The organism is Peptoniphilus sp., assembly GCF_050943655.1.
Lineage (GTDB): Bacteria > Bacillota > Clostridia > Tissierellales > Peptoniphilaceae > Peptoniphilus_A.
Genome location: NZ_JBMNPQ010000004.1, coordinates 1 through 26,179, shown reverse-complemented (window position 1 = coordinate 26,179; position 26,179 = coordinate 1). Strand labels below are relative to the sequence as shown.

Genomic DNA, 26,179 nt, shown 5'->3' with positions numbered 1-26,179 from the left:
ACTTTCGCTCATGTATCTGAGCAACTTTCTTTCAATAAAATCTTATCAATATATCATTTCTTTGTCAATCACTTTTATGACTTGAAGTGCAATTTTATCTTATTGATTTTAGAAAATTTAAAACCTACTTTTTAAATATGTGTAGAAGTTTTTCAAAGATGTTTTCTTTCTTTTCCTTTTTCTCTGTAACTTCTTCTTTTATCTCTCTAAATATTTTTTGTTTTCTCTTTTCTTCAGCTTCTTTTAAGAAATAATCTTGCGAAGCAAATCTACTTCCCTCAGTTATTTTTTCATACTCGCCGTCTTTTCCAATGATTCTTCCACCAACATTATCTCTAAGTTGGTTATTCATATAATCAAGAACTTTTTTCTTTATATCTTCGTCTAAGATTGGAACGGCAATCTCCACTCTCTTCTCTGTGTTTCTCGTCATGAGGTCTGCAGAAGAAATATAAATTTTAGGATTTTCATGTCCAAAGATATAAACTCTTGGATGTTCCAAAAATCTTCCTACAATTGATCTAATTGTAATTTTATCTCGCATTTCATTTTTTGGCACAAGACAAGTTATTCCCCTTACAATTAAATCGACCTTTACACCCTTCTTTGACGCTTCTACTATTTTTTCAATAAAATCCTTGTCTGTAAGAGAGTTGAATTTGCAGAATATATATCCGTCTTCTCCCTTTTCTATCTCAGCTTCCATATGTTCCAAAAATCCTGTCTTAAGTGAAGTTGGAGATTGGAACAGATGCATGTACTTTCCGTTTAAATTTCCAATCGACATGTTCTTAAAGAAGTCTGTTGCATCAAGTCCGATTTCATCATTTGCTGTTATTAGTGAAAAATCTGTATAAAGTTTTGCAGTCTTTTCGTTGTAATTTCCTGTTCCAATTTGTGTAATGTAGTATAGGTCGCCGTTTTTTGGATTTCTAAAAGTGATTAGACAAATCTTTGAGTGAACTTTATATTCTGAGAAGCCGTAAATAATATTGCAGCCCTCTTCATAAAGTATATTTGCATAATTTATGTTAGACTCTTCGTCAAACCTCGCCTTTAGTTCCATAAAGACTGTAACTTCTTTTCCATTTTGAGCAGCTTGGCACAAATATTTTACCACTTGAGAATTTTTGGCGAGCCTATAGATTGTAATCTTTATTGACTTACATTCTGGATCAACTGCCGCTTCTTTTAAAAGTTCTAAAAAAGTGTCCATGCTTTCGTATGGATAAGATAAAAGCAAGTCCTTTTCCTTGACACTCTTTATTACGCTATCCATATCATCTGATGGATTGTACTGTTCTAAGTCTTTATATAGTATATTTTTCTTAATCGCCTTTGGTATCTCGTCAACTAAATCAAAAACATATCCCATATTCAGTGGAGATTTTAGTGGGAAGTAAGCTTTTTTATCTAGAGTTAACTTCTTAAGTAAGAATTTTAAAGATTCGTTTGAAAGTTCTCCAAAAGTTTCGAGCCTCACTACATCGAGTCTCTTTCTCTTCTTCAAAATCCTCTTCATGTATTCTTGATAATCGTCGAATTCTTCCCATGTATCCCTATCATCAGTAAAGTCTGTGTTTCTTGTAACTTTTATTACATTTTTGGATAAAACTTTATAGTCTTTAAAAATATTTTCTGTCTGTTCTAATATAATGTCTTCCATCAAGATATAATCCAAGTGATCACCTGTCAAAACCAAGTGAGTTGGATAAGTAAATCTTACAGGAACTATTCCAAAGACTTTTTCTCCATCTCTTTCTAAGTGGGCAAAAACATATAATTTGTTATTTTCCAAAAATGGAAAAGGATGATTAATGTCAACAATTTGCGGCGAAACAAGCTGATCGATTTTTGAAAAATAAAAATCGCGAGCTTCTTTCTTTTGCTTCTCGTTTAATTCTTCAATTTTTAGCTGTCTAATATTATATTTTTTAAGTTCTTTCGATACGGATTCGTAAATATCATCTTTTTCCTTGTAAATATCTGGCAGCATTGTAAGCACTGCATCTATTTGTTCTGTGGCGTTCATCCCTGTCTTGTTGTCCAAAACATCTTTTTTAAGCATTGATAGATCGTGAAGTGATCCAATTCTTACCATAAAAAATTCGTCTAAGTTTGACACAAAGATGCTTACAAATTTTAACTTCTCAAAAGCTGGAACGTGATCTTCCATAGCTTCAAGTAGAACTCTTTCGTTAAATCTCAGCCAAGAAATTTCCCTATTTTGAAAATAATCTTTTGCCATTTAATTTGCTCCTAACACTTTATAAATTAAATATCCTTCTCGCAGTCCTCTTTCTGAAACATCGATTGAATCAATTTTTAATTTCTCCATAACTACTTTTAATATGATAATCCCAGGAATCAATGTGTGAAGTCTTGATGGGTTTGCTCTTACCATAGCTCTTGCAGTTTCTGAATCTTTATCTTTTATTCTTCCAATTAAATTGTCTAAATCATCTAGAGTAAAGTGCTTGTTGTCATCAGTCCAAAGCTCTGCCATAACCTTTCCTGCAGTTCTTATAGTTCCTCCAATCCCAATTAGATTTTTCGTATTTATATCATGATTTCCAAGAACTAAATTTCTCTTTACAGTTTTTTCTATGGCTTTCATTTCTTTTTTTGTCGGCATAATATAGCCCACATGTTCATTGAAAAGTAAAAGCGAACCTAGCTCTAAGTTTAAAATATCTGTGGGTTTTTTATCATTAAAGGAAACTATCTCTGTACTGGCACCACCAATATCTATAGTGAGCCCGTCATTTACATCCATTGCGGACATTATTCCAATATTACCTATCTTTGCTTCGTCAACTTGAGATAGGACGTCAATATCTATTCCAAGTTCGTCCTTTATTTCTTTTAAAACTTCATCTTCATTAGATAAATTTCTAAGAGAAGCTGTTGCAAAAGGTGAAAAAGTTTGCGAATCCAACTCATTTACTACAGTTTGGATGCTGGATAAAGTCTTCTTTAACTTTTTTATTCCTTTACTTGTAAGTTCTCTATCATAAACATGTGTGATAAGCCCTTCTGTGTACTTTTTATTTAATATTTTTGTGGCAGAATTTATGTCATTATTTTCCACTTCAAATACTATTAGCCTAATGGTGTTTGAACCAATATCTACTATCGAATGTCTCATGTAATTACTCCTCCAAATGATATTAACTTGTTAATGTAAAATCTTTGTAAAATTTATGAATAGAATGTGTAAGATTTAATAAATAAATCTTCTAAGCTCACCTGTCACAACTTTGTTGCCGCAGATGATTCCACCCTTTCTCTGAGTATTTATTTCTTCACCGTGCATGTCAAAAACAACTCCACCTGCTTCTTCCGCTATGAGTTTTGCTGCTGCATAGTCCCAAAGGTTTAGACCATCTTCAATAAACCCGTCATACCTTCCACATGCAACATATACAATCTCAAGAGCCGCTGAACCAATTCTTCTTACTCCTGCAGTATTTTCAAAAATAAATCTAAGCATATCAAAAGTTTCATCAGTCCTATTTAATCTTGAACCTCCCGTGCCCACTCCTATTAGAGCTTTGTTGAAGTCATCCACATCTGAAACAGAAATCTTTTTTCCATTTAAATATGCACCTTTATTCTTAATTGCTTTAAAAAATTCGTCTGTGAATGGATCATAAATTGCACCGATTACTATTTTTTCATCTTCCATAAAAGCAAGACTTATCACTGAATGGTTTAGCCCGTGAAATAAATTTGTCGTTCCATCAACGGGATCCAAAATCCAAGTGTATTTTGAAAAATCTGTTTTGTCGAAGCCATCTTCTTCAGCTAGAAGTGTTGATGTGTCTATTAATTTAAGGAGTTTTTCCTTTAAGTATTCTTGCACTTTAAAATCTACTACAGTTACATAATCGTTTTTGCCCTTCATTTTGAAATTTTTATGAGGCTCTTCTTCAAAAAATATTTTAGAAGCATTCCTCATCTCTTTCTCCATGATGGACAAAACATCATCATAATTAATTTCTGTCATAATTCCTCCATCCGTAAATAAACTTAAAAAATATTTCTACTAATATTTATACTCCAATTAAAGATTATAAAACCTTTTACTAACGAAAAAACACGCCAACAAGTGGCGTGTGATTACTATTTTATTGATTTGATTTCTTTAAATAATTCTTCGTTCTCTCTTATTTTTGATTCGCTGCCGATTACTGCAAGATAATTTTTCTTCATGGCTTTATCGATTACTTCTCCAAAGGCTCTTAACTTTTCTAGATTCGTATTAAGTGCCTCTTCTTTTGATTTTTTGACATCACTACTAGTTAAGTTTGTGATGTATCTTGCCAAGTTTAAATCTCCAATTTGTTCTGGAGATAGAAGTGGATCAAAAGTATTCATTGAACCGATGATAAAGTCTTTAAGATCCTCATCAGAAATATTTAAATTCTTTACGAATTCTCCAATTTTATCATAAACTTCCACAGTATTTTTTAAATTAGGGTCTCTATATGAATAAGTCGCAAGTGTAGCTGTTCTTGGAATTGTAATTCCTCCTCCATAAGCTCCGCCCTTTGCTCTTATTTCGTTGTGTAAGAAACTTGAATTTAAAATATTTGAAAGAACTGTCAAATCTCCCACATATTTTTGTCCAAGCTTAGTTAGATCATATCCCTTAGAAACATATACAACATTTGAAGTCATGTAGTATCCTTCATTTTTATTTGTATCTTTGAAGTTGAAATTTCCAGGAGTAACTGTTTCAGTGTTTAAAGTGTCAATATATTCTCTAAAGTCATCTTTAATACTTTCTAAGTCTTCCTCTTCTCCAGTTACAGAAATTATCAAGTTTTCTCTGTTAAATAATTTTTGGTAAAGAGAATTGAAACTCTTTAACAGTTCGTCCCATCTCTCGTCGAAGTTTTCAACTAAATCTTTTAAAAATTCATAATAATCCATTCCGCTTATGTGAGACTGATAAGCTGATGCTTCTGAAAAATAGGATTTTACAATTGATATTACTACTTGGTGTCCATTGGAAAGAAGTCCAGACTCAATTCTTGACTTCATTATATATAGAAGTTCTTTTATTCTCTTCTTAGAATCGAGTATTGTGTTTTCTATAATTTCATCTATTATTTCTAGTCCCTTTGACACATTTTCTGCAAGTGACTTCATCTTGATACTTAATTTTACAGAATATTTTTTATTATCTTTTGAGTCAACATACACTGTTGGCGCAAAATAAATTCCACCAGTGCTCTTGTAAATTTCATTGTTAAGTTCTTCATAAGAATAATTCTTTGTATCGAGAAGAGATAGCAGTGTTGTTAAGAGCGACATTTTTTCAATTTCATCTTCATTTAAAAATCCTATATCGTGACAGATATTTGTGTAGACAATTTTATTTGTGTCCTCTATTGATTTTAAATATTTTACTCCGTCAATCTCATCGTGAACTACTTTATATTCTGTGATGTCCCTGTCAATATCAGAAAGTTCAAGAGTTGGAATAGTCTTTTTCGCTTCAAGAGAATCTTCTTCCATTTGATATTTTAAAAGCGCCTTGCTTTTTTCTATCATTTCGTCAAGTTCTTCTTCAGAAAGTGACTCTTTAATTTTTGCAAGTTCTTCTCTTACTTTTTCGTCTTGCTTTTCATTTTTGTCGATTTCTGGTCTTGCAACAACATTTACTGCATATTTATTGTTTAAAAGTTTTTCTTCAATGTATTTTTCTACAAAGTTGTCGTCTATTCTTTCTCGCACTTCATTTAAAACATCGATATAGTATAGTGAATCGAGAGGTGATTTATCATATAGCCAAGTGTTAAGTGCTCTTATATAATAAATTATTGCCTTTTGATTGCCTCCGCCTTCTCTAAATACAAATTCGTATCTATTTAATGTGGCCTCTATTAGGTCTCTGTCGATTCCGTTTTCTACTAATTCTCTCAACTTCTCATCGATTAAATTTAAAAATTCTTCTTTTTTGTCTGCACTTGTATTTTTTACTACAATTGAAAAATCAAGAGGAAGAGATGTTGATGTCTCTGTATAAACATCTTCACCAATCTCGGCATCTAAAATTGCCCTCTTTAGTGGTGCAGATTCAGATTCAATTAGAATTGAAGATAAAAAGTCTCGCATGAAAATGTCCATCTTAGAAGTTTGATATCCAATAGTCCATCCACGTGCCAAAAAGTCAGAGTTTTCTGTAGCTTCTTCTTTTGATGCAGAAAAAGTTATCTCTACATCTTTTTCTTTATCAAATTCTTCATTTAAAATAATTTCTGAATTTAGATCAATCTTCTCAAAATTATCTAAATAATTTTCGTCAATATATTTTAGTGCCTCTTCCATATCCATGTCGCCATATAAATAAATATATGAATTAGTTGGATGGTAATATTTTTTGTGATAATCTTTAAACTCTTCGTAGGAAAGTGTTGGAATTAAAGCTGGATCTCCTCCTGAGTCAACTCCGTAGCTTGAATTCTCGTGAAGATTAAAGGTAAGAGCATCGGCAACAATATTTTCTGCCGAAGAGTAAACTCCCTTCATCTCGTTATATACAACGCCGTTATATTTTAAATCATCGTCGCGGCTATTGATTTCATAATGCCAACCCTCTTGAAGAAATATTTTTTCTTCTTCGTGAATCATTGGATAAAATACTGCATCTAAATATACATCCATCAAGTTGTAGAAATCTTTTTTGTTTCTACTTGAAATTGGATAAATTGTCTTGTCTGGAAAAGTCATGGCATTTAAAAAAGTTTGTTGGCTTGACTTTATTAAATCCATAAACGGCTCTTTAGTTTTGTATTTTCTAGAACCAGATAAAACACAGTGTTCAACAATGTGACAAACTCCATTGCCCTTTACTGGTGGAGTTCTAAATCCAATTCCAAAAGCTTTATTCTTATCACTATTTGATAGAGTTAAAATTTTTGCTCCCGTCTTGTTGTGAGTGTAGACTTTACAGTCTGAGGAGACTTCATCTATATATTTTTCTTCAATTAATTCATAATTTTTCATATCATCACTCCTCTATACATTATACTTGGTAAAGTGATTTTTCACAATTTTATCGCGCTTAATAGTTATATTTTGGGGTAAAAAAAAGTAGGAGGTAATAATATGTCAAAAAAAGACAGTTTAAAAAAAGTTGCAATTGCTGCTACCATTACGACTGCAGTAGCTATTGGTAAAAAGATAAGCGACGAAAAAGAAAAACCAAAACTCATATCGCCTGATCGCGACGAAAATACCAAAGCTTATTTAATCGGTAATGGAATCGGAAATTTATCTCTTGCATACGGACTTATTAATCACGCAAACTTGCCTGGTGAAAATATTACAATTTATAAAAAGAAATACAATGAATTTTTGCCGATTAACGACAAAACAGGAATGCCTAATTATAAAACTTTCGATGATAGATATATTTTTTCAAACTTTGCAAATACTTATGAAATTTTAAAAGAAATTCTCTCTGATGAAGAATTAGAAAATTTAAAAAATAAAATAGACAACCCCGACAATATAGAAATAATAGATTTAAACTCACATGTCTACAGGGATATATTCGTTGTCAGTGAAAACACAAAGTTTAAAATCAAAAAGTTGCTCCTAAAACCTAAATCTTTTGATGAGAACGAAACTATTGAAAAATATTTTTATTTCACAGATTTTGTGGACTCAAGTTTATACTATTTACTTGCCACACTATTTAATTTGAGAAGGACATCTCTTGTGTCTGAACTTAGAGAAGCAATCTTAAGCATTTATCCTTCAACAGACTCTTTTGACGTTAGAACAGTTACATTTCACAGAGACTTTGAAAATTATTTAAAAGATAAGGGAGTAAACATAATTGAAGGGCACGAGTTTGTAAAGCTTGAGATTAAAGACGGCGCAGTAGATAAAATTCTATTTGTAAACAACAGTCAGATAGTCGAGCAATATGTTGAAAAGACAGACATAGTTTCAGCAGAAGCACCAACATACATCGACAAAATCTCACTTGGGGATTTAAATAAAATTCCTGAGATTGTACACGAAAGTTCAATTTTAAAAGAAAAGGACACTCACTACAAGGGAAAAATTTCTGGAAACGCGCCAGAAAATTCAATAATCTATGTAAAGCTTTCTTTTGTAAATGATCACTTCGCAAGAAAAATTAGAGAAAGATATCCAAACAAGGATACATTCATATTAAAACTTAAAACTGGCATATCTGTAAAATTAAGAGGAAATGATGTAATAGTTAAAGTTTTAAATCCAAACAGGAGCTCAATTTTTATTGGAAATAATTTTGACGCACTTAATGGAGAGGACTTCTTCTTTGAGCTTGTCAAAACTTTTAACTTAGACGACAGTTACGGCGAGCTTAGGATGAGTTTAAAATCTGTCTACATCACTCTACTTCCAGATTATAGAAATGGCATTGGAAGTGACGAAGGATTTTTATCAGACGAAATATCAAACCTTGCCTATATCTCTTCAATGAATAAATATTTTGGAACAAATTATTCTGTAGAAAAACTAGTAAAACAAGGACTCTACATTGCACACGAGATGATGGGTATTGACCACATTGACATCATCGAAGATGAACCAGACAAGGCAGATGTAAAAGAATTTTTGGATAAAATTTTAAAAACAAAATAGACGAATGCTGCCCTATTCTTAGAGCACTAAGTTTAGGGCATTTTTTCGTCTATTTTTTGAGGGTAATCTTATAAGGTTGTTTTTATTAATTTATTAGTTTGGCAATATATTCCATTTTTGTTATGTCATAAATACTACATCTATCTTTGGCACCTTTAACATCGTTGTAGCACTTCCAGTAGCCACAATATTTACATTTTTTTGAATCTTTCATAAAGTCAATTACATCTAAGAGAGGGTAATCAAGAAAAATTCCAACTTCTGGGGGTACTAATATTTCAAAATTCTCCTTTAGCTTTTTTATATATGAATCAATGCTTCCTTTTTTCTCATATCCCACAAGAGATAAGTACAGAGAAATTTCTTCACTTCTAATTCTTTTTAAAAGTCTATCTTCGTCATAAAAATATATTAGATAGGAGTTGTCATCTTTCTTTAATTCTACAAATTTTATTTTGAAAAACTTTGCAATATTTATTTTATTTTCATTCCAAGTATTAATTAAATTTCTTTTTGAATTTTTTATGTTTACAAGAGATCCAACTTTAATTCTACTTACGGTGGGTGCCGAATGGAATCCAATTAAATGTGTCAAATATTCTAAATCTTCTAGTTCATCAATGTATCTATAAAATTTTAATACATTATTTTTATAATTATCTTTATGCTCTTGCCATATCTTTTCCAAGACTTTCACATTCTTTAAGGGCGTCTTCATTAGGAGAGTCATAAGCTATTAATGTGTCCACAATAGTGGCTCCTGTATCTTCAACTTCCTCCTCCCAAGTTTTCATCCATTCTCCATCGGCCCATTCATAAGAACCAAAGAGCGCCACCTTTTTGCCTGATAGCTTTTTATTTGCCTCGTCCATAAATGGTCTCATTTCCATTTCTTCTAATTCTTCTTGACCCATTGCTGGACATCCAAAAATTATTTTATCTACTTCCTCTACATCAGAAATATTTGCATCTGATACTTTTAATAATTTTGCTTCACCACCTGCTTCTTCAATTCCTTTTTTAATTGCCTCGGCCATTTTTTCAGTGTTGCCTGTTCCTGACCAGTAAATAATATTTATTTTATTCATAATAACCTCCAATTGATATTTTTTATCATTTACTATATAATATCCTTAATCACAAAAACATTGTTATATAAATTAATATAATTTTTTTAATAACAAACTAAGGAGGAATAGATGACTAACTATTTAAATTTAGCACAACTCTCAAGGCCCGACTCAGTAAAGAGGGCAAGCGAAGTTTTTAAACACTACACCAAAGACGACTCAAAAAATTTTTTAAAATTTAAAAAACACATTGCAGATCTTAACTCATTCCTATATACATATTTTTTGATTACATATAACAAAGATTTAGTTGACTTACACAAAGAATTTTCTTTAATCTTAGAAAATGTTAAAGATATCAAGAGCTTAGAAAGCTTAGCGGAAAATATTATTAAATCCTACTCTGAAACACTTCTTGAAAAAATTTCTTTTAGTGACAATGAAATTGTTGATGAAGCGATAAAAATAATTAATGATAATTTTAACAGGGATATAAATTTAAAAGATGTTTCAGAAACTCTTCACGTATCAAAAAATTATCTCTGTTCACTGTTTAAAGAAGAGACTGGATTTACATTTTGTCAATATCTAAACACTTTGAGGACAAATATGGCAAAAAATCTTTTAAAGGAAAATAAAAAGACTCTCGAGTACATTTCTTTTGCCTGCGGGTTTTCATCACAACCGCACTTTTCAATGACTTTTAAAAAATATACTGGCTTAACGCCAAGAGAGTACAGATTAGAATTTTCTAAACAATAAAAAATTCCTCCACACATTAGTGTTGGAGGATTTTTGTTTTAATATAAAATTTTAAAATTTGATAAAGTTTTTATCGGTCAAGAGATAATCAACTTTTTTGTCGTAATCTTCGTGTGGAACATAATCAGTTCTTTGTTCGTCAAAGCCAATTGCAAGAGAAGTAGTCTCATTTTTTGCAAAGAACTTATCGTAATATCCCCCGCCGTATCCAAGTCTATATCCGTCTTTATCAAAGGCAAGGCCTGGTGTAATTGTAAGGTCAATCTTATCCGCTGCCTCTCCATCCTTTGGTTCCAAAATTCCCATGTGATTTTCTCTTAAATCTTCTATGCCGTCAATTTCTGTTGCAATCATCTCGTCGCCTTTAACTAGAGGAACCAATAATCTCTTTCCGTCTTCTTTTATCATCTTAATCATTTCGTGAGTGTTCACTTCAGATTTAAAAGATATGAAGATAAATACAGACTCTGCATTTTTATAAATATCAAGATCTCTCAATCTATTTTTTATTGTATCGCTCTTCTCCTGCCTATCTTCTATATTAGCTCTCTTTTTAAAATATTCTTTTCTCAAAACTTTTTTATCCATTGTTACCTCACTTATTAATACAAATATCTGTGTAAATACATCTCTCACACTTGCTAGTTGACTCGTAATTTCCAGATTTTAAACTTCCAACTATATTTATTATCTCGCGCTTTGAATTCGAAAAAATATTTTGAAGTTCATCGCTTGAGTAATAATACTGAACTCTTCCCTTCTTCTCGCGGAGATCTTTATTTTTTAAAACTGTAACTACTTCAGCATTTCGAACTACTCCGTAATTTGCCTTTACAAATTTTTTGCCTTCATTTAGTCTCGCAAGAGCATAAAGTGGAATTTGAAAAGCATCTCCATTTAATATATCTTTTTTTGTCTTTAAAGAACTCGAGCTACTCTTATAGTCCATGATGGACTCCTCTAATCCGTCTTCGCTTGAATCTATTCTGTCGATTCTTCCCATTATTTTAATGTCATCTATTTGAATTTCTATATTCTTTTCAAAATATTTTGGCACAAGGGCGTCTATTTTTTGATCTTCTAAATCGGCTGAAATATATTCTTTTAAAAAATTAAAATCATTTATAACCTGAACTCTTTCTAAAAATTTTAGGTCCTCATATGATTTATATCCAAAGTTTTCTTTTAATACTAACTTTTTGAGCAAATCTTCGTCTAGTCTTGTTTTTTCAATCTTAAAATACTTCTCCAAAATATTGTGGAACCTGTCTCCCATTTTTAAATAAAATTTGTCGTCATATTCAAGAGCAAATTCTTCGAGCTTAAAAATTCTCTCAAATAAAAATCTTCTGGGGCACTCTTTTAAAACGTCAAAATCTGTCACAGAATATATCCTGTTACTTAGCTTAAAATTTAATTTTTTTATTAATTCATCTGGTATATCATAAGTCCTAGTGTCTCTTTTATTTGAAATTTCGATTTCTGATGAATAAAATTCTCTTTTATAATCAGCTGGAGTAATATTTAATTTTTTCTTTACGAGATTTAAATTCTTGGATATTCCGTCTTTAATATTATCTATTAAAATTAAAGTCTCTTTGGAGTTTACTGCCGCATAAATTAGCTCCAACAATTCTATTTGAGATTCATCTTCTCTAATTTTTAGCCTCTTTAAATCTTCAAGAGTCTTTCTGCTATAGATAAAGTTTTTATCTCTATCTCTCTCATAATTTTTATCAAATCCCACTAAATATAGTTTTTCAAAATTTTGATAGTACATGGACTGAAGATTTTTTAAATCTACTAGCTCCCTATTTTGTAGGGCTCTAAATTTAATTTTTTCTATATATTTTTTAAAAATTACTTTAAATTCCTTGTAACTAATTTCTCTGTAGAACTCTTTTAAATTTTTCATCCTATCGAGAATTTCCAAAATTTTCTTTGAAAAATTTCTATCTCTCACATAAACATAGTCGTAGATATTGGGATTAAATCTATCTTCTATTCCATCTTCCAAACTTTTTATATAATTTTTAAAAAAGTCCAGATAATAATCTAAATCTGCAACACTTTTAACTGACTCAGATTGCAAAAACTTTACGCCGTCTAAATAATTTTTAAGGTGACTCTTAGGCATTTCTACTTCTGTAAGACTCTCCAAATCTATGTCGTTGATATTAGAAAAATTTTGCTTGAGTAAATCTTCTTCCAGCATGATTTTATCCACTGGAATAGCAAAATAAAAAAGTTTAAGCCTCTTTATCGTATTCTTTTTGCTCTTGTTCTCCAGAAAATCCAAAAGTGCCAGTAGCTCTTCTTTTATTAGAGACCTCTCCATTATGTCCATATTAAAATCGAGCCCGTGATATTTAGATCTATCCCTAATCTTTCTTGCAAGTGTATTTGATCCAGTTATAATGTCAATATTTCCCGCATCCTCTACAATATCTTTCTTTAAATTCATAAAAAACATATTGTAGAAATCATCTTTGGAATTTAAAATTTTTATATTCGCACTTTTAGCTAAAGCTTCAAGGCTCGTCTCTTCACTTTTTATTATTTCAAAACCCAATTCATAAAAAGTTCTTAATGTGTCATCTATAACTTCATTTCCACTTATGTTAAACGGAATATTTATAATTACATTTTTATCGTCAGAAATTTTCTTTATAAACTCCATTTCATAATATCTAAAGCTCGCGAAGCCATCGATTATTATTGTATCTGCACTTAAATCTAAAGGCAAAGTTTCTGACAAGCCTGTAGAGAGGCAAAAACCCCTGTCTTCAAAGTACTTATAAAATTCTTCAAAAGAATTTGACAAAGATTTTATTGCATCTTGAGAAAATTTTTCTAAATCTTTTTTTCTCTTTCCATTCCTCAAAAGCTCGTCGAAAAATTCTAGAATTATATCCACACTTTCGTCAAAAATTTCAACATCTTTAAAATTTTTCTTTAGAATTTTCTTTAGGACAATAAATTTTACTACATCGTCGGCTTCCTTTACACTTTTAAGCCTCGAAACATTGTCAAATGTCATAAACTCTGTATTTACAATGTTTATTCCACTTATTACCTCGCTTCGAATCTTAGAATTTATTGCACTCTCTGATGGCAAAATATAAAAAGTTTCGCCGAGCGCATATTTTTTATAATCAAAATCCTCTAAAGGAGAGTTAAAAAACACCTTTTTCATTTAAAATTTCACCTAAATTAATATCAAATAAATCTTCTGCGATCTTTGTCATCTTATCATTTGGCATTGAAATGAAATTCCTATTACTTATTTCTTTCATCTCATCTAAATCAAAGTTCACACAAAAGTTATGAAGGTACTGAGAATCGAGTCCCAATTTTCTAAACTTGTCGTTTTCACTTTTTAGTCCATACTTTCTGTCCCCGATAATAAAATATCCTGCTTCCTTTAAAGACGCCCTTATCTGATGAGTCCTTCCCGTAATTAGGTTTACAGAAAGAAGAGTATATCCTCCCTTCGTCTTTAAAACTTTAAATTCTGTAAGGGATCTCTTGCCGCTACTGTTTTTGCTCACAACATTGTCCTTTGATTTTTTAAGATTAATGTCGACTTTAAAATCTTTCTCAATGCTTCCCTTTACGATTGTGAGATAATATTTCGAAATATTTCTATTTTTAATATTTGCATTTAAATATTGAAGAGATTTTAAATTCTTTGCACCGATAAGTATGCCCGATGTATTTCTGTCGAGCCTATTTACAAAGGCAGGTCTAAAGGAATTTTCAAGTCTCGGGTTGTACTCGCCTTTATAAATTAAATAGTCTACCATTCTGTCAAGTGCATTATCTTGATAGGCTCTCTGATCGTTATGAGTTAACATATTCACTGGTTTATTTACAAGCAAAATGTCTTCATTTTCAAATAGGACGTCTGGAAATTTTGAATTTTTAGATTTTTCCATGTCTTTCTTGAATTTTTTTATCGTATCTTCTGCTAAAAATAATTTTATGACGTCGCCATTTTGCAAAATATCTTCGGGACTAGCCTTCTTGCCATTAACTTTTATATTTTTCTTTCTGAGATTTTTATAAATGAAAGATAGAGGAGCTTTTTCAAAATAAATTTTTAAAAATCTATCCACTCTTCTTCCAGCATCATTTTCAGTAATAATAATTTCTCTCATTGTCTTCACCATTTTTCCTTAATCTGCTATAATTATATCAAAAGAGTGACAAAATATGAAAAGAGGAATAATTTGAAAGATTTTAATAAAGTTTCATTGTTTTTCTTGAAGCTATTAGAAATTTTATTTTTAATATTTTTCTTTGTATTTTTAGTGTTTATTGCAAAGTCGCGCATCGATCGCCTCTATGCAAATGCAATAAATAATGGAAAGGCAAATTTTAGAGTCAGTGACGAGTTTGACAAATCAAAGACAGAAGTTTTAAACTTAATGGGAAAAACTGATGAAAAATATGAAATGCCAATAGTTAAGGAAAAACAGGAAGAGTCCGATAAAAAAGAAAGCTTAATGATAAATGTGCCAGCAAATACTGATGTGGATAAGCTTGGTGAAATTCTACTTAATAACAATTTAATTACTTCAACTCAAGAATATAAAAGACTCATGGACGAAATGGGACTTAACAATAAAATTCTTCCTGGAAATTATGAAATAAAAGAAGGAATGAAGGCAAAAGAAATTTTAGCAGACATATGTGGCACAGAAATTCACGATGTTACATTTACAATCGAAGAAGGTGCAAGTGCAATGGATGTTGGAAATCTACTCGTTCATCTTGAGATGATTGAATCTGCAAGTGCCTTTGTTGATAAGTGTAACGAAATGGGAAGAACTACATTCGTCCCAGGTGAGCATAAGATTACAATGCCCCTTAAGGTTGCAAAAATAATAGAACAAATAACAGTTTAAAGTCGCAAATTAATGCGACTTTTTTTATTTGATTTCATTTGAATAATACCTTGACCAGTTATAACCTCCATCTGTAGATTTGTATTTATTGACATTCCCATTTATATCTGTAAAAATTAGACGAATTTCGCCCTTCTCTGTTACCTCACCATCTACTGAAGGACTTGTGTCTGGCGCCTCTGAAATAAATATAATTTTTCCACCTTTTATTTTTACAAAATTCCAAAAAGTTCTTGCCATGGCATGATCAACTTCAATTAATCCATAACTCGAGTTTTGAATTTTCTTAACATCACTTATTTCGAAATTATTTAGAATTTCTTCGCGCTTTTTCCCATTTTCAAATTCTTGATTTGCAATACTATTGGACGAAGAGTTTATATGTTTACTATTCTGCCAAATTTTATCTTCGCCATCACTTTTATCAGTTATATTCTTGATTATGTCCCTTGCATCTTTGTCTTCAATTTTATTTAGATTTTTAAATGTATAAATAATTTCCTCTTCATTTAATTTTCTCATCGTGATTAAATTATTTTTCTCATACACATTGTAATAAATGTCAGGGAATCCATCCGTTTCAATATAATATCTCTTGTTTTCATAATTTATGCTGAAGCTGTTGCAATAAGAAAAAATTGAAATTATAAATGAAGCCCAAAGTCCCAAAATAGCTATCGTTATTAAGATAATAGTTCCAATTACTTTGATATAACTTTTAAATTCACTCTCTATAAATTTAAAGATAGAAAATATTTGACTAATCAAAAGCAGCAAAAACGAAAAAATTATTGCAGCATTGTTAAAGATTGGCACAAAATTTATTTCGTGAATAATTTTTATTACTCCACAGAAAAAAACAATTGGAAGTAAATAAATTTCTATATAAAATAAATATTTTTTATTTTTATAATTCACCCATTACCTCCAACTTTTATTAATTTTATTTGTCTGACAAGCTATTAATAATTTCTTTAAAAATTTCAATTGCTTCTTCTAATTCTCTTTCGCTCATATTTCCATATCCAATAATCATTCTCGGATATTTATATTTTATTTCTCCCTCGTAATAATTTGCAAGGCCTCTTATGAAAATGCCTCTATCCGCCATGGCATTTTCTATTTCTTTTTCGCTTAAATCTGCCTTTATTTCTAAAATAAAGTGCAGTCCCGCCTTTTTGTCGATTACTCTGTAAAGTTTATCGCCTTCAAAAAAGCTAAGCGCAAACTTTCTTTTGTCGTCATAAATTCTCCTCATGCGATTTAAATGTTTTTCAAAATAGCCCTCGTCGATAAATTTTGAAATGCTTATCTGAATTATATTTGGCACGGGACAATTGTAAAAGGGCTTTATGCTTTCATATTTTTCCAAGAGATTTTTGGGAAGAACCATAAACGAAACTCTAAGCGTTGGTGAAATTGACTTAGAAAAATTTGAGATGTAGATTACTCTATCTGGCCCATCGAGACTCTTAAGTGCAGGTATTGGCCTGCCGTAATACTTAAATTCACTGTCGTAGTCATCTTCGATTATGTATCCGCCAGTTTTTTGGACATAATTTAAAAGTTCTATTCTCCTTCCTATTGGCATGATATTTCCCGTCGGAAACTGATGAGATGGAGTTATTAGTAAAGATGTTATATCTTTATTTTTTATGACGATTCCGCTCTCGTCTATGTCCTGATATATGTAATTTTTCTCGTTCATCTCCAAGAGATTTTTAATTTCTCTATATCCAGGATTTTCTAGACCAAATATTGTATCTTCAGGCAAAATATAAAATAAAATTTGAAATAAATATTCCATGCCCGAGCTAATTATTATTGCCTCTTCCGATACATCAACATTTCTAGCAGACTTTAGATAATTTTTTATAGAACTTCTCAAGCTATAAAGGCCCTTGTCGTCCCTCTCATTTAATTCTTTCTGTTCAAAAAGCGCCTCGTTTAAAACTTTTTTAAAATTTGTGTTTGGAAAGGCAAAGTCAGAATTTTTATTGAGATCAAAGTTATATTTATAATTATTTTCTCGGCTTATCTCTCTATTTATATTTTTTGTCTTTATATTCAAAATATTTTCAACGGGGCTTACAAAATATCCAACTCGCTCTTTGGAATAAATATATCCCTCATCAATTAAATTGTCATAAGCATTCATTACAGTATTTACAGAAATCCCCAAATGATCTGCCAAGTTTCTCTTAGACGGGAGCATCATATCTTTTGAAAATCTTCCCGAAATAATCTCAGCCTTTATAAATTCATAAAGTTGCACAAATAAATCTTCGTCGTCATTAAAGTTTAAACTAAACATCTGGTACCTCCAAATAATATACCTTTGATACTTTTAACGATACCAGATTATTTATATAATTGCTTTAACAAATTAATCTACAAGGAGAAAATTATGAATACAAGATTTATGGAACTAACTAATTCGCTCAAGGGCGGAGTTATAATGGATGTCACAAACCCAGAACAGGCACGCATTGCAGAAAGTGCTGGTGCCGTTGCAGTTATGGCGCTTGAAAGAATACCAGCAGATATAAGAGCAGCTGGTGGCGTTTCGAGAATGAGCGATCCAAAGATGATTAAAGAGATAATGAAAGCAGTAAAAATTCCAGTTATGGCAAAAGTTAGAATTGGTCACTTCGTGGAAGCATCTGTGCTTGAAGCTATTGGAATCGACTACATAGACGAATCTGAAGTGCTAACTCCTGCAGATAATGCATACCACATTGACAAAAATTCTTTTAACACTCCTTTCGTTTGCGGAGCAAGAAATTTATCTGAAGCTCTAAGAAGAATTGAAGAAGGAGCATCTATGATTAGAACTAAAGGCGAAGCTGGAACAGGCGATGTAAGCCAAGCAGTTACTCACATGAGAGAGATTATGGAAGGCATGGCAAATATTTCTAATAGACGAGAAGATGAATTATACCATCTAGCAAAAGAAATGGGAGTTTCCTACGAACTATTAAAATATGTGCGTGAAAATAAAAAACTACCAGTTGCAAACTTCTCTGCAGGTGGAGTTGCAACTCCAGCCGATGCTGCACTTATGAGAAGGCTTGGAGCAGAGGGAGTCTTCGTAGGTTCTGGAATTTTTAAATCAACTAATCCAGAAAAAAGAGCTGTCGCAATTGTAAAAGCTGTTGAAAATTATTTAGACGATGATGTCATCGCAGAAGTTTCTGAAGACATTGGTGAAGCAATGGTTGGAATTAACGAAGACGAGATCGAAATAATAATGGCAAATAGATAATAAAATACTATTAACTCCAAAAAAGACGCATGCACTAATAAGTACCTGCGTCTTTTCTAATTATAAACTTTTTAAAAATATCATTAAATTATATTATTTTTAGAATTAGGTATATTTTATTTTGAAATGCTCCTTAGTTCATTTAACATTTCTTCAGCTGGATCAAGAATTTTTAGTTTCGTAATTTTTTCGAGCTCCTCTTTTAAATATGGAAAGTGAGTGCATCCAAGAATTACGCCCTCAACTTTGTCACTCCCAAAATTTGTCTCTTCAAAAAATTTAAAAAGAGTTTTTAGGCCCAAGTTTTCTATTATTTGTTTTGGTTCTCTTTTCGCCTCAATTTCTACTACAACAGGTAGCATCCCAATGCTAATTAAATTTAAATTTGAGTTTTTTCTTTTTAAAATATTTTCTATGCCATGTGCAGACTGAGAATTTGCAGCGATTAGCGCAATATTATTATAATCTTGTGCATATTTTTCATAAACTTCAAGCGGTGTTATTATTTTAAAATTTTTCTCCTTCGAAATTTTTTTGTAATCAATTGCAGTGGAAAGAGAATTGCAATATATAAAAAGTGCCTCGGCGCCACTTGCTAGAGCATCATCAATTATATTTTTAACTTTCTCTTCCAAATAATCTTTTCCTAAAAATTGAAGTCTGTCTTGCTCCTTTGGAGAATTTGCAACGGGATAAGATAAAACATCAAATCCATTTTGTTTAACTAAAAAAGTTCCAAGCTCCGTGTCCACGGGAGTACCAGCAGTAACAGCAACTAACATATTAATCCCTCGCTTTATATTTATTAATTATATTTTATCACAGTCGCTATATTTTAATGCAGTATTAAATTAATATCATTAAAATCTATTTAAAAATTTCTACGCACATCCTATGTTTTACAATTATTGTAGAGTGGTATATTTAAGTAGTATGAAATAATAACTTCAAGGAGGAGTAACATGAAAATTAAAAAAGTTGTTGTTTGTGGTGGTGGCGTTCTAGGATCACAAATTGCTTTTCTATCAAGATACTGGGGATTTGACACTACAATTTGTCTAAGAAGTGAGTCATCTATTGGAAGAACTAAGCCGAAAATAGTTCGTGTAAAAGAAAATTACATCAAAACTATTGAAGAAATGAACGCGACTCACAAAGCATCTGCCTTAGCAAGAGGAATCGCAGATAGTTATGAAAGCTTCGACTATGAAGAGTCTCTACAAAAAGTTGAAGATACTTTTGACAATCTAAAGATTGAGCTTGACCTTGAAAAGGCACTAGAAGATGCAGACATAGTGATTGAATCCGTGAGCGAAGATTTAGATGCAAAAATTGAATTTTATAAAAAGATGGCACCCTTCTTGCCAGAAAAAACAATTCTTTGCACAAACTCATCTTCCCTATTGCCATCATCTTTCATGGAATATACAGGAAGGCCAGAAAAATTCTTGGCACTTCACTTTGCCAATGATATCCACAAACACAATACAGCAGAAGTTATGATGACTTCAAAAACTGATCCCGAAGTTTTTGATACAGTCGTTCAATTTGCAAGAGATATTCACATGATACCTCTACAACTTAGAAAAGAACAACCGGGATATTTATTAAATTCAATGCTTATTCCATTTTTATTCGCAGGTTTCGATTTATATGTAAAAGAAATTTCTACACCAGAAGATATCGACCTTGCTTGGAAACTTGGCACTGGTTCACCTAAAGGACCTTTTGAAATATTTGACATCGTTGGACTAAAAACTGCCCACGAAATAGTTAAAGCGCTTGATGCAAAATTTGGCGACAAAGCACCTTACGATTACAAAAAACAAAAAGAAATGCTTGCTCAAAAAATAGATGAAGGAAAAATTGGAGTCTTGGCTGGAGAAGGCTTCTATAAATACGACGAAAGTGGAAATAAAATTTCATAAATAATAATTAGGTTGCCTCGTGCAACCTTTTTTCTTAATTTATATAAGTGAATGTTATAAAATGTTATAGAATATCATTTACATGGTTTACAATTGAAGCTTTTCTTAGTTAAAGAAATATTGTATTTAGACGATTTCTCATGCACAATAATTAATAGTAAATTCTGTGTAAAATAAAAATCATAATACAATTTTTCTCCAGCAATCCCCATCAGACCAACAAGTTTTAGGCTGCTAAATCTTGTTTTTTATAATCTTTATAAATCCCTCAACTTGCGTATTTATCAATGTTTTACTTGGTGGTTTAAAGCACCGAGTCTTTGGTTTTAATTAGAACAATAAAATTGTACCATTTCACTTGACATTATACCAAAAGTGCAGTACGTTATTTATATAGTAATAAGAAAGCACATTGAAATAATGTACTTGCAATTTACTTTGTACGCAAAAACTATTAATCATTTATTAGGAGGTAGAAAGATGAAAAGTAGAAACAAAGTAGCGCTAACACTTGCAGTGACAATTTTATCAACTACAGCAATGCCAGCAGTATACGCAGCAGCAGAATCTGATAATATTGCCCCTAATGCCTATGTTGAAGCCGCTTATTCAAAGGACGAAATCACTAACAAGTTGTCAGAACTTAGAAATGCTATTGAAAAACTTGAAAATATTAAAGGTGAATTAGGAAAGGACCAACTTAATTGGTTAAAAGAATTAAAGAAGGCCTATGAATTTGTAAATAAACTTGCAAAAAATAGCATTACAAGATTAACTCAAGCTAGAGAAAAATTAGTTGTAAGAATTGATCTACTAACAAATGTTGCAGAAACTATTACAGCTGATGCGACTGAACTTGCAGACAGCGAGCAACAAGCTCACGTAATAATTGGTTTCTCAGTTACACGTGCCCTATTAAAAGGTGTAGATGTTTTTGCATCTCCTGAAGAACTATCTAAAGCTTCAGAAGATTTACAAGCTTCACTTGAAAAAGCAAGAGAAGTTTCTAAACAAACTGATGACTCTAGAAGAACTCACTACAATATTGAAAAATTAAACATTGCTCTTAATAAAGCAATTAATATAAGAAATAACGAATTGCGTGGAAAGCTTGACCCAGAAAAACTTGCACAAGTAGATCTAGTTATTAGAAATGCAAAAGATGTTAAGAGAAACGCAAGAGCAACTGTTGGCGAAATCAATAACATGATAGAAGAACTAAACGCAGTTATTGACGAAGCTTACAATTCAATTGATGCAGGAGATAGAATTGCTGATAATAAAATAAAACTTGAACTTCAAAAAGATATTCAAGACGCAAAGAATTTACGCGACTTCAAACTTAAAGGAAATGTAGATTCAAAAGTAATTGCTGAACTTAATAGAGCAATAGCTGACGCAAACCGCGTTTATAATAACAAGAAATCTACAGTAAACGAAGTTCAATTTGCAATTGATAGAATAAACGCTGCAATTGAAGAAGCAAAAAGCTATCTAGAAGCACCTGAAGAAGCTCTTCCAGAAGAAGACGAAGTTGTCGAAGAAGACTTAAACGAAAATGAAGCAGTTGAAGAAATTCCATCTTAAGATGAAAATGTAACTCCTGAAGACGAAGTTATAGATGAAAACGCAGCTGAAGAAGAAACTGAACTACCTTCTGAAGATGAAATTGTAACTGATGAAGAAGAAACTACTCAAGATGAAACTACTGTAGATAATGGCGCAGTTGAAGAAATCGAAGAAGTAGTAGAAATTGCAGAATAATTTTTAAAAATTAATAAGTATTTCAAGGATACCTCTTTTGGGTATCCTTTTTTCTTAGGTAAAAACATTTAAATTTTACTTTCCTTTAAAATAATCCAAATCAAAAAAACTGATGTGCATGCATAACGCAAGCCATCAGCCTTTTAAATTAAATTTTTAAAATCAATATTCAATTTTATCTAAAATTCCCTTAAAGTATGCTATAACAATTCCATAATTTGTGATTGGAATATCTTTATTCTTTGCCTTAGATACTCTCGACATAATGCTCTTTGCGTTTAACATACAACCGCCGCACTGAATTATCAAGTCGTAATCGTCAAAATTTTCTGGGAAAACTGAACCGCTTGAGACTTCTATTTGTACATTCTCGTTAATATTCTTTCTAATCATATTTGGAATTTTAATTCGTCCAATATCTTCTTCTGCAGGCGCATGAGTACAGCACTCTGCAATTAAAATTTTTGATCCGTCTTTTAAATTCTTAAGAGCCTCCACTCCCCTGACATACTCGTCGATGTCGCCCTTTAACTTTGCAAATAATACTGAAAAGGATGTGAGTTTTGAGTCCTTTGGCTTTTTATCATAAACTTCCAAAAATACAGATGAGTCTGCAACAATTAAGTCAGGATTCTTATTTACTATCTTTAGTGCGTCACTAAACTCTTCAAGTTTTACCATCAAAACTATTGCGTCCTTATCAAGAAGCTCTCTTATGGACTGCACTTGTGGCAAGATGATCCTATTTTTTGGTGCGGCAATATCTTGTGGAATTACCAAGAATACTAAATCTTTCTCTTTAATCATTCTGTCAAATAATTTGTCATTTACCTTTGGGGCAAATTTCAAAAGATTTTTTAAAAGCGTATCCATTCCAAGTCTTTCTTTTGCAGAGACTTCTATTACATTTTCCCCATCAAATTCTTTTTTTATATTGTCAATTTCTTCACGTGATAGCTGATCTATTTTATTTATTGCGGCAATTCGAGGAGTATCTTTTAGTTTTTTAATTAAATCTTTTTCAACTTCTACATCGCAGCTTGATACTACAATAACTGCAATGTCTGTCTTGTCTAGCACTTCGCCAGTTCTTTTAATTCTTTCACGTCCAAGAGCTGTTTTATCAGTAAGACCTGGTGTATCCATTAAAAGGGCAGGTCCTAGGGACTTTATTTCCATAGATTTGTATACGGGATCAGTTGTCGTCCCTTCTACATCCGATACAATTGAAATGTCTCTGTTTGCAAAAGCATTTATAAGTGAACTCTTGCCAGCATTAACTTTTCCAAAAAATCCAATGTGAACTCTATTGCCAGAGTTTGTTTTGTTTAAATCCATTAAAATCTAAAATCTCTCTTTCCTACAGTTTCCATCTCTTCAATATATTCTTTAGCTTTTCTCTTTACTATTTCATTTGGAATTTTTTGAAGCTCTTCGTCTATTAATTTTTGTCCAAGATCTTTTGAAATATCTGAGCCGTAATCCAATAAATATTCTTTTAAAGTCATGAGTGCATTTGGTTGACAGCAGTTTAAAATTTGTCCAGACTTGCAAAGTTGCATAAATCTATCTCCAGTTCTGCCTTCTCTGTAGCAAGCTGTGCAAAAGCTTGGGATGTATCCAAGTTCAATTAGCCAGTCAACTATCTCTTCCAATGTCCTGTTGTCTGCTAGTTCAAATTGAGCAGAGTTATCTTCTTTTTTCTCTTCTTCAGCATATCCGCCAACTGAAGTTCTTGACCCACCAGAAATTTGACTTACTCCAAGTTCAAGTGCTCTTTCTCTAACTTTTTGAGACTCTCTTGTTGAAATAATCATTCCTGTGTATGGCACAGAAATTCTAATGAGTGCGATTAATTTTTCAAAAATATCATCGGCAAGTTGATTTTTAAAATCGCTTGGGTCTATGTCATCGCCTGGTTGAATTCTTGGCACAGAAATTGTGTGAGGTCCCACGCCAAATCTTGCTTCCAAGTGTTCTGCGTGCATTAAAAGGCCTGCAAATTCATATTTGTAAGTCTCAAGACCAAACAATACTCCTATACCAACATCGTCTATTCCAGCCTCCATTGCTCTATCCATGGCCTCAGTGTGGTAGTCATAATTGTGCTTTGGTCCAGTTGGGTGAAGTTCTTCGTAAGACTTTTTGTTATAAGTTTCTTGGAAAAGTATATAAGTTCCTATTCCTGCATCTTTTAATTTTTTATAATTTTCAACAGTTGTTGCGGCAATATTTACATTTACTCTTCTAATTTGTCCGTTTTCATGCTTGATTGAATAAATTGTATCTATTGATTCAAGAACATAGTCGATTGGGTTGTTAACTGGATCTTCGCCAAGTTCAAGTGCAAGTCTCTTGTGGCCCATGTCTTGAAGTGCAATTACCTCTTGTCTTATCTCATCTTGAGTTAATTTCTTTCTTCTGATATTTTTATTCTTTGCATGATAAGGGCAATAAACACAGCCATTTATGCAGTAGTTAGAAAGATATAGCGGTGCAAACAAAACAATTCTTGAGCCATAGTGATCTTCTTTAATCTTTCTTGCAAGTGCATACATTTCTTGATTGATTTCTTCATCTTCTGATAAAAGAAGAACAGATGCGTCTCTGTGGTTTAGTCCCTTTTCAAGTTTTGCCTTTTCTAAAATTTCTCTAAGTAACTCTTTGTTGTTTTTATTCTCTTCAGCATATTCAATTGTTTTAAGTATTTCTTCGTGATTAATAAATTCTTCTGCTTTTGCTGATGCTTTATTATACATTTCTTCTCTCTCCCTTGTAATCTCCCCTGTCTAGGGAAATTTCATAACCAATCTTTTTTAATTTTTCATTCAAATGGAAAAAATCATCGCTATTTTCTACTTCTGTTCCAATTTTGTTGTCATATAACTTGTAGTTTTGCCTTAGCTTTTCATCTCCAATGTTTGGCATAAGGACATTGCATCCTGCCAAAATTCCCTTCTCCCTTCCCTCTTCATCAATTGTGCCAAGAGCCGTCGTCGCGGGAAGAAGTAATTTTTCATCGGCAATTCTTACAATTGATAAAATCTTTAACACGTCTTCTAACTTTCCTGCTGGAAAATCTCTAAAAGGCGTGTCGTGATGAGGAATAAAAGGTCCAAGTCCAACCATTTGTGGCTTTAATTTTAAAATTAGCTCTAAATCTTCATATAGATTTTCGAGCCTTTGATAGGGCGAGCCTATCATCATGCCACAACCAGTTTGGTATCCCAAGTCTTTTAATTCAAAAAGCGTGTCGATTCTATTTCGAAAGCTCATGCTCTCTGGATGAATTTTGTAGTAATGATCTTTGTCATAAGTCTCGTGGCGCAACAAAAATCTATTTGCACCAAACTCCCTTAACTTCTTTAAATCGTCGTAGCTTCTCTCCCCAAGTGAAAGAGTAACTGCCATGTCGTAATTTTTTTTAATTTCTTTTAGAATATCTAAAAGATAATCTATAGAATAAAAATCATCTTCGCCACCTTGCAGCACTACAGTTTTTATCCCAAGAGTATTTGCCTTCTCGACTCTTTTTAAAATTTCATCTTTAGAAAGTCTCATCCTGTCCATGTTGTTATTTGCGCTTCTAAGTCCACAATAATAACAATTATTTTTGCAATAGGTTGAGATTTCAATCAGTCCCCTTATGTAAATTTTATTGCCAAAATTTTTAATGGTCAAGTCGCGAGCAAATTTATTAAGCTCACTGTAATCATCAAGCTCCATTAAATATTTAAAATCTTCAAAGGAAATTTTTTTAGTTTTATAAAAATTATTGCATATATCTATAGTTTTCTTCATAAAAATCCTTACTTAGTTAAAAAGTTC

General features: G+C 31.7%; 21 protein-coding genes. 6 read left to right on the top strand and 15 right to left on the bottom strand.

Features of this window, described 5'->3' with window-relative positions; all coding sequences use genetic code 11:
* Positions 1-124 precede the first annotated feature (124 nt).
* The 4 genes from ppk1 to ACOX6R_RS01170 all read right to left on the bottom strand — a co-directional run bounded on the left by ppk1 (position 125) and on the right by ACOX6R_RS01170 (position 7,017).
* The gene (gene ppk1, locus ACOX6R_RS01185) at positions 125-2,248 is read right to left on the bottom strand and encodes a polyphosphate kinase 1 (RefSeq protein WP_433446387.1); all 2,124 of its coding nucleotides are present in this window, start codon (positions 2,246-2,248) and stop codon (positions 125-127) included.
* Positions 2,249-3,148, bottom strand: coding sequence for a phosphatase (locus ACOX6R_RS01180; RefSeq protein ID WP_433446385.1), 900 nt, complete (start codon positions 3,146-3,148; stop codon positions 2,249-2,251). It lies immediately after the preceding gene.
* A gap of 75 nt (positions 3,149-3,223) precedes the next feature.
* Positions 3,224-4,009: an inositol monophosphatase family protein gene (locus tag ACOX6R_RS01175; protein WP_433446383.1), complete on the bottom strand. Its 786-nt coding sequence runs from the start codon at positions 4,007-4,009 to the stop codon at positions 3,224-3,226.
* A gap of 116 nt (positions 4,010-4,125) precedes the next feature.
* On the bottom strand, positions 4,126-7,017 hold the full coding sequence (locus ACOX6R_RS01170) for an insulinase family protein (protein WP_433446381.1): 2,892 nt from the start codon (positions 7,015-7,017) through the stop codon (positions 4,126-4,128).
* A gap of 102 nt (positions 7,018-7,119) precedes the next feature.
* Between ACOX6R_RS01170 and ACOX6R_RS01165 the strand changes: the two genes are divergently transcribed.
* Positions 7,120-8,652: an oleate hydratase gene (locus ACOX6R_RS01165; RefSeq protein ID WP_433446379.1), complete on the top strand. Its 1,533-nt coding sequence runs from the start codon at positions 7,120-7,122 to the stop codon at positions 8,650-8,652.
* Between the two features lie 85 nt (positions 8,653-8,737).
* Here the strand turns inward: ACOX6R_RS01165 and ACOX6R_RS01160 are convergent, their stop codons facing one another.
* Together ACOX6R_RS01160 and ACOX6R_RS01155 are read right to left on the bottom strand one after the other, a co-directional pair.
* Positions 8,738-9,340 (bottom strand): DUF3793 family protein, encoded by a 603-nt coding sequence (locus tag ACOX6R_RS01160; RefSeq protein ID WP_433446377.1) that lies wholly within the window; start codon positions 9,338-9,340, stop codon positions 8,738-8,740.
* Complete coding sequence (locus tag ACOX6R_RS01155) at positions 9,315-9,740, bottom strand: flavodoxin (protein WP_433446375.1); 426 nt, start codon at positions 9,738-9,740, stop codon at positions 9,315-9,317. Before ACOX6R_RS01155 ends, ACOX6R_RS01160 begins: the two co-directional genes overlap by 26 nt.
* A gap of 111 nt (positions 9,741-9,851) precedes the next feature.
* Between ACOX6R_RS01155 and ACOX6R_RS01150 the strand changes: the two genes are divergently transcribed.
* Entirely contained in the window at positions 9,852-10,484 is a 633-nt protein-coding gene (locus ACOX6R_RS01150) for a helix-turn-helix transcriptional regulator (protein WP_433446373.1), read from the top strand.
* Between the two features lie 51 nt (positions 10,485-10,535).
* Here ACOX6R_RS01150 and ACOX6R_RS01145 read toward each other — a convergent pair whose 3' ends face one another.
* The 3 genes from ACOX6R_RS01145 to ACOX6R_RS01135 are packed head-to-tail and all read right to left on the bottom strand — an operon-like array spanning position 10,536 to position 14,644.
* Positions 10,536-11,072 carry a 5-formyltetrahydrofolate cyclo-ligase gene (locus ACOX6R_RS01145; RefSeq protein ID WP_433446371.1) on the bottom strand — a complete coding sequence of 179 codons (537 nt, stop codon included), beginning with the start codon at positions 11,070-11,072 and terminating at the stop codon, positions 10,536-10,538.
* A 7-nt stretch (positions 11,073-11,079) separates the two neighbouring features.
* Positions 11,080-13,680, bottom strand: coding sequence for a PD-(D/E)XK nuclease family protein (locus tag ACOX6R_RS01140; RefSeq protein ID WP_433446369.1), 2,601 nt, complete (start codon positions 13,678-13,680; stop codon positions 11,080-11,082).
* Entirely contained in the window at positions 13,661-14,644 is a 984-nt protein-coding gene (locus ACOX6R_RS01135; RefSeq protein ID WP_433446367.1) for an RluA family pseudouridine synthase, read from the bottom strand. Before ACOX6R_RS01135 ends, ACOX6R_RS01140 begins: the two co-directional genes overlap by 20 nt.
* A gap of 72 nt (positions 14,645-14,716) precedes the next feature.
* Here ACOX6R_RS01135 and ACOX6R_RS01130 point away from each other — a divergent pair, with 72 nt between their 5' ends.
* Positions 14,717-15,394: an endolytic transglycosylase MltG gene (locus ACOX6R_RS01130; protein ID WP_433446365.1), complete on the top strand. Its 678-nt coding sequence runs from the start codon at positions 14,717-14,719 to the stop codon at positions 15,392-15,394.
* Positions 15,395-15,418: 24 nt separating this feature from the next.
* Here the strand turns inward: ACOX6R_RS01130 and ACOX6R_RS01125 are convergent, their stop codons facing one another.
* Together ACOX6R_RS01125 and ACOX6R_RS01120 are read right to left on the bottom strand one after the other, a co-directional pair.
* Complete coding sequence (locus tag ACOX6R_RS01125) at positions 15,419-16,312, bottom strand: hypothetical protein (RefSeq protein WP_433446363.1); 894 nt, start codon at positions 16,310-16,312, stop codon at positions 15,419-15,421.
* A 25-nt stretch (positions 16,313-16,337) separates the two neighbouring features.
* Positions 16,338-17,708, bottom strand: a complete 1,371-nt coding sequence (locus ACOX6R_RS01120; RefSeq protein ID WP_433446361.1) for a PLP-dependent aminotransferase family protein — start codon at positions 17,706-17,708, stop codon at positions 16,338-16,340.
* A 93-nt stretch (positions 17,709-17,801) separates the two neighbouring features.
* On the opposite strand from ACOX6R_RS01120, the gene pdxS reads away from it, so the two are divergent.
* Entirely contained in the window at positions 17,802-18,659 is an 858-nt protein-coding gene (pdxS, locus tag ACOX6R_RS01115; RefSeq protein WP_433446359.1) for a pyridoxal 5'-phosphate synthase lyase subunit PdxS, read from the top strand.
* Positions 18,660-18,775: 116 nt separating this feature from the next.
* Here pdxS and ACOX6R_RS01110 read toward each other — a convergent pair whose 3' ends face one another.
* A complete protein-coding gene (locus tag ACOX6R_RS01110; protein WP_433446357.1) occupies positions 18,776-19,441 on the bottom strand; it encodes an aspartate/glutamate racemase family protein in 666 nt (221 codons plus the stop codon).
* Positions 19,442-19,621: 180 nt separating this feature from the next.
* On the opposite strand from ACOX6R_RS01110, the gene ACOX6R_RS01105 reads away from it, so the two are divergent.
* Together ACOX6R_RS01105 and ACOX6R_RS01100 are read left to right on the top strand one after the other, a co-directional pair.
* Entirely contained in the window at positions 19,622-20,587 is a 966-nt protein-coding gene (locus ACOX6R_RS01105; protein ID WP_433446355.1) for a 3-hydroxyacyl-CoA dehydrogenase, read from the top strand.
* Positions 20,588-21,067: 480 nt separating this feature from the next.
* A complete protein-coding gene (locus ACOX6R_RS01100) occupies positions 21,068-22,174 on the top strand; it encodes a CAMP factor family pore-forming toxin (RefSeq protein ID WP_433446353.1) in 1,107 nt (368 codons plus the stop codon).
* Between the two features lie 339 nt (positions 22,175-22,513).
* Here the strand turns inward: ACOX6R_RS01100 and hydF are convergent, their stop codons facing one another.
* Genes hydF through hydE form a run of 3 tightly spaced genes read right to left on the bottom strand, consistent with a single transcriptional unit; the run spans position 22,514 to position 26,152 of the window.
* Positions 22,514-23,689 (bottom strand): [FeFe] hydrogenase H-cluster maturation GTPase HydF, encoded by a 1,176-nt coding sequence (hydF, locus tag ACOX6R_RS01095; RefSeq protein WP_433446351.1) that lies wholly within the window; start codon positions 23,687-23,689, stop codon positions 22,514-22,516.
* Complete coding sequence (hydG, locus tag ACOX6R_RS01090; RefSeq protein WP_433446349.1) at positions 23,689-25,110, bottom strand: [FeFe] hydrogenase H-cluster radical SAM maturase HydG; 1,422 nt, start codon at positions 25,108-25,110, stop codon at positions 23,689-23,691. Before hydG ends, hydF begins: the two co-directional genes overlap by 1 nt.
* Positions 25,103-26,152, bottom strand: a complete 1,050-nt coding sequence (gene hydE / locus ACOX6R_RS01085) for a [FeFe] hydrogenase H-cluster radical SAM maturase HydE (protein ID WP_433446347.1) — start codon at positions 26,150-26,152, stop codon at positions 25,103-25,105. Before hydE ends, hydG begins: the two co-directional genes overlap by 8 nt.
* Positions 26,153-26,179: the final 27 nt, after the last annotated feature.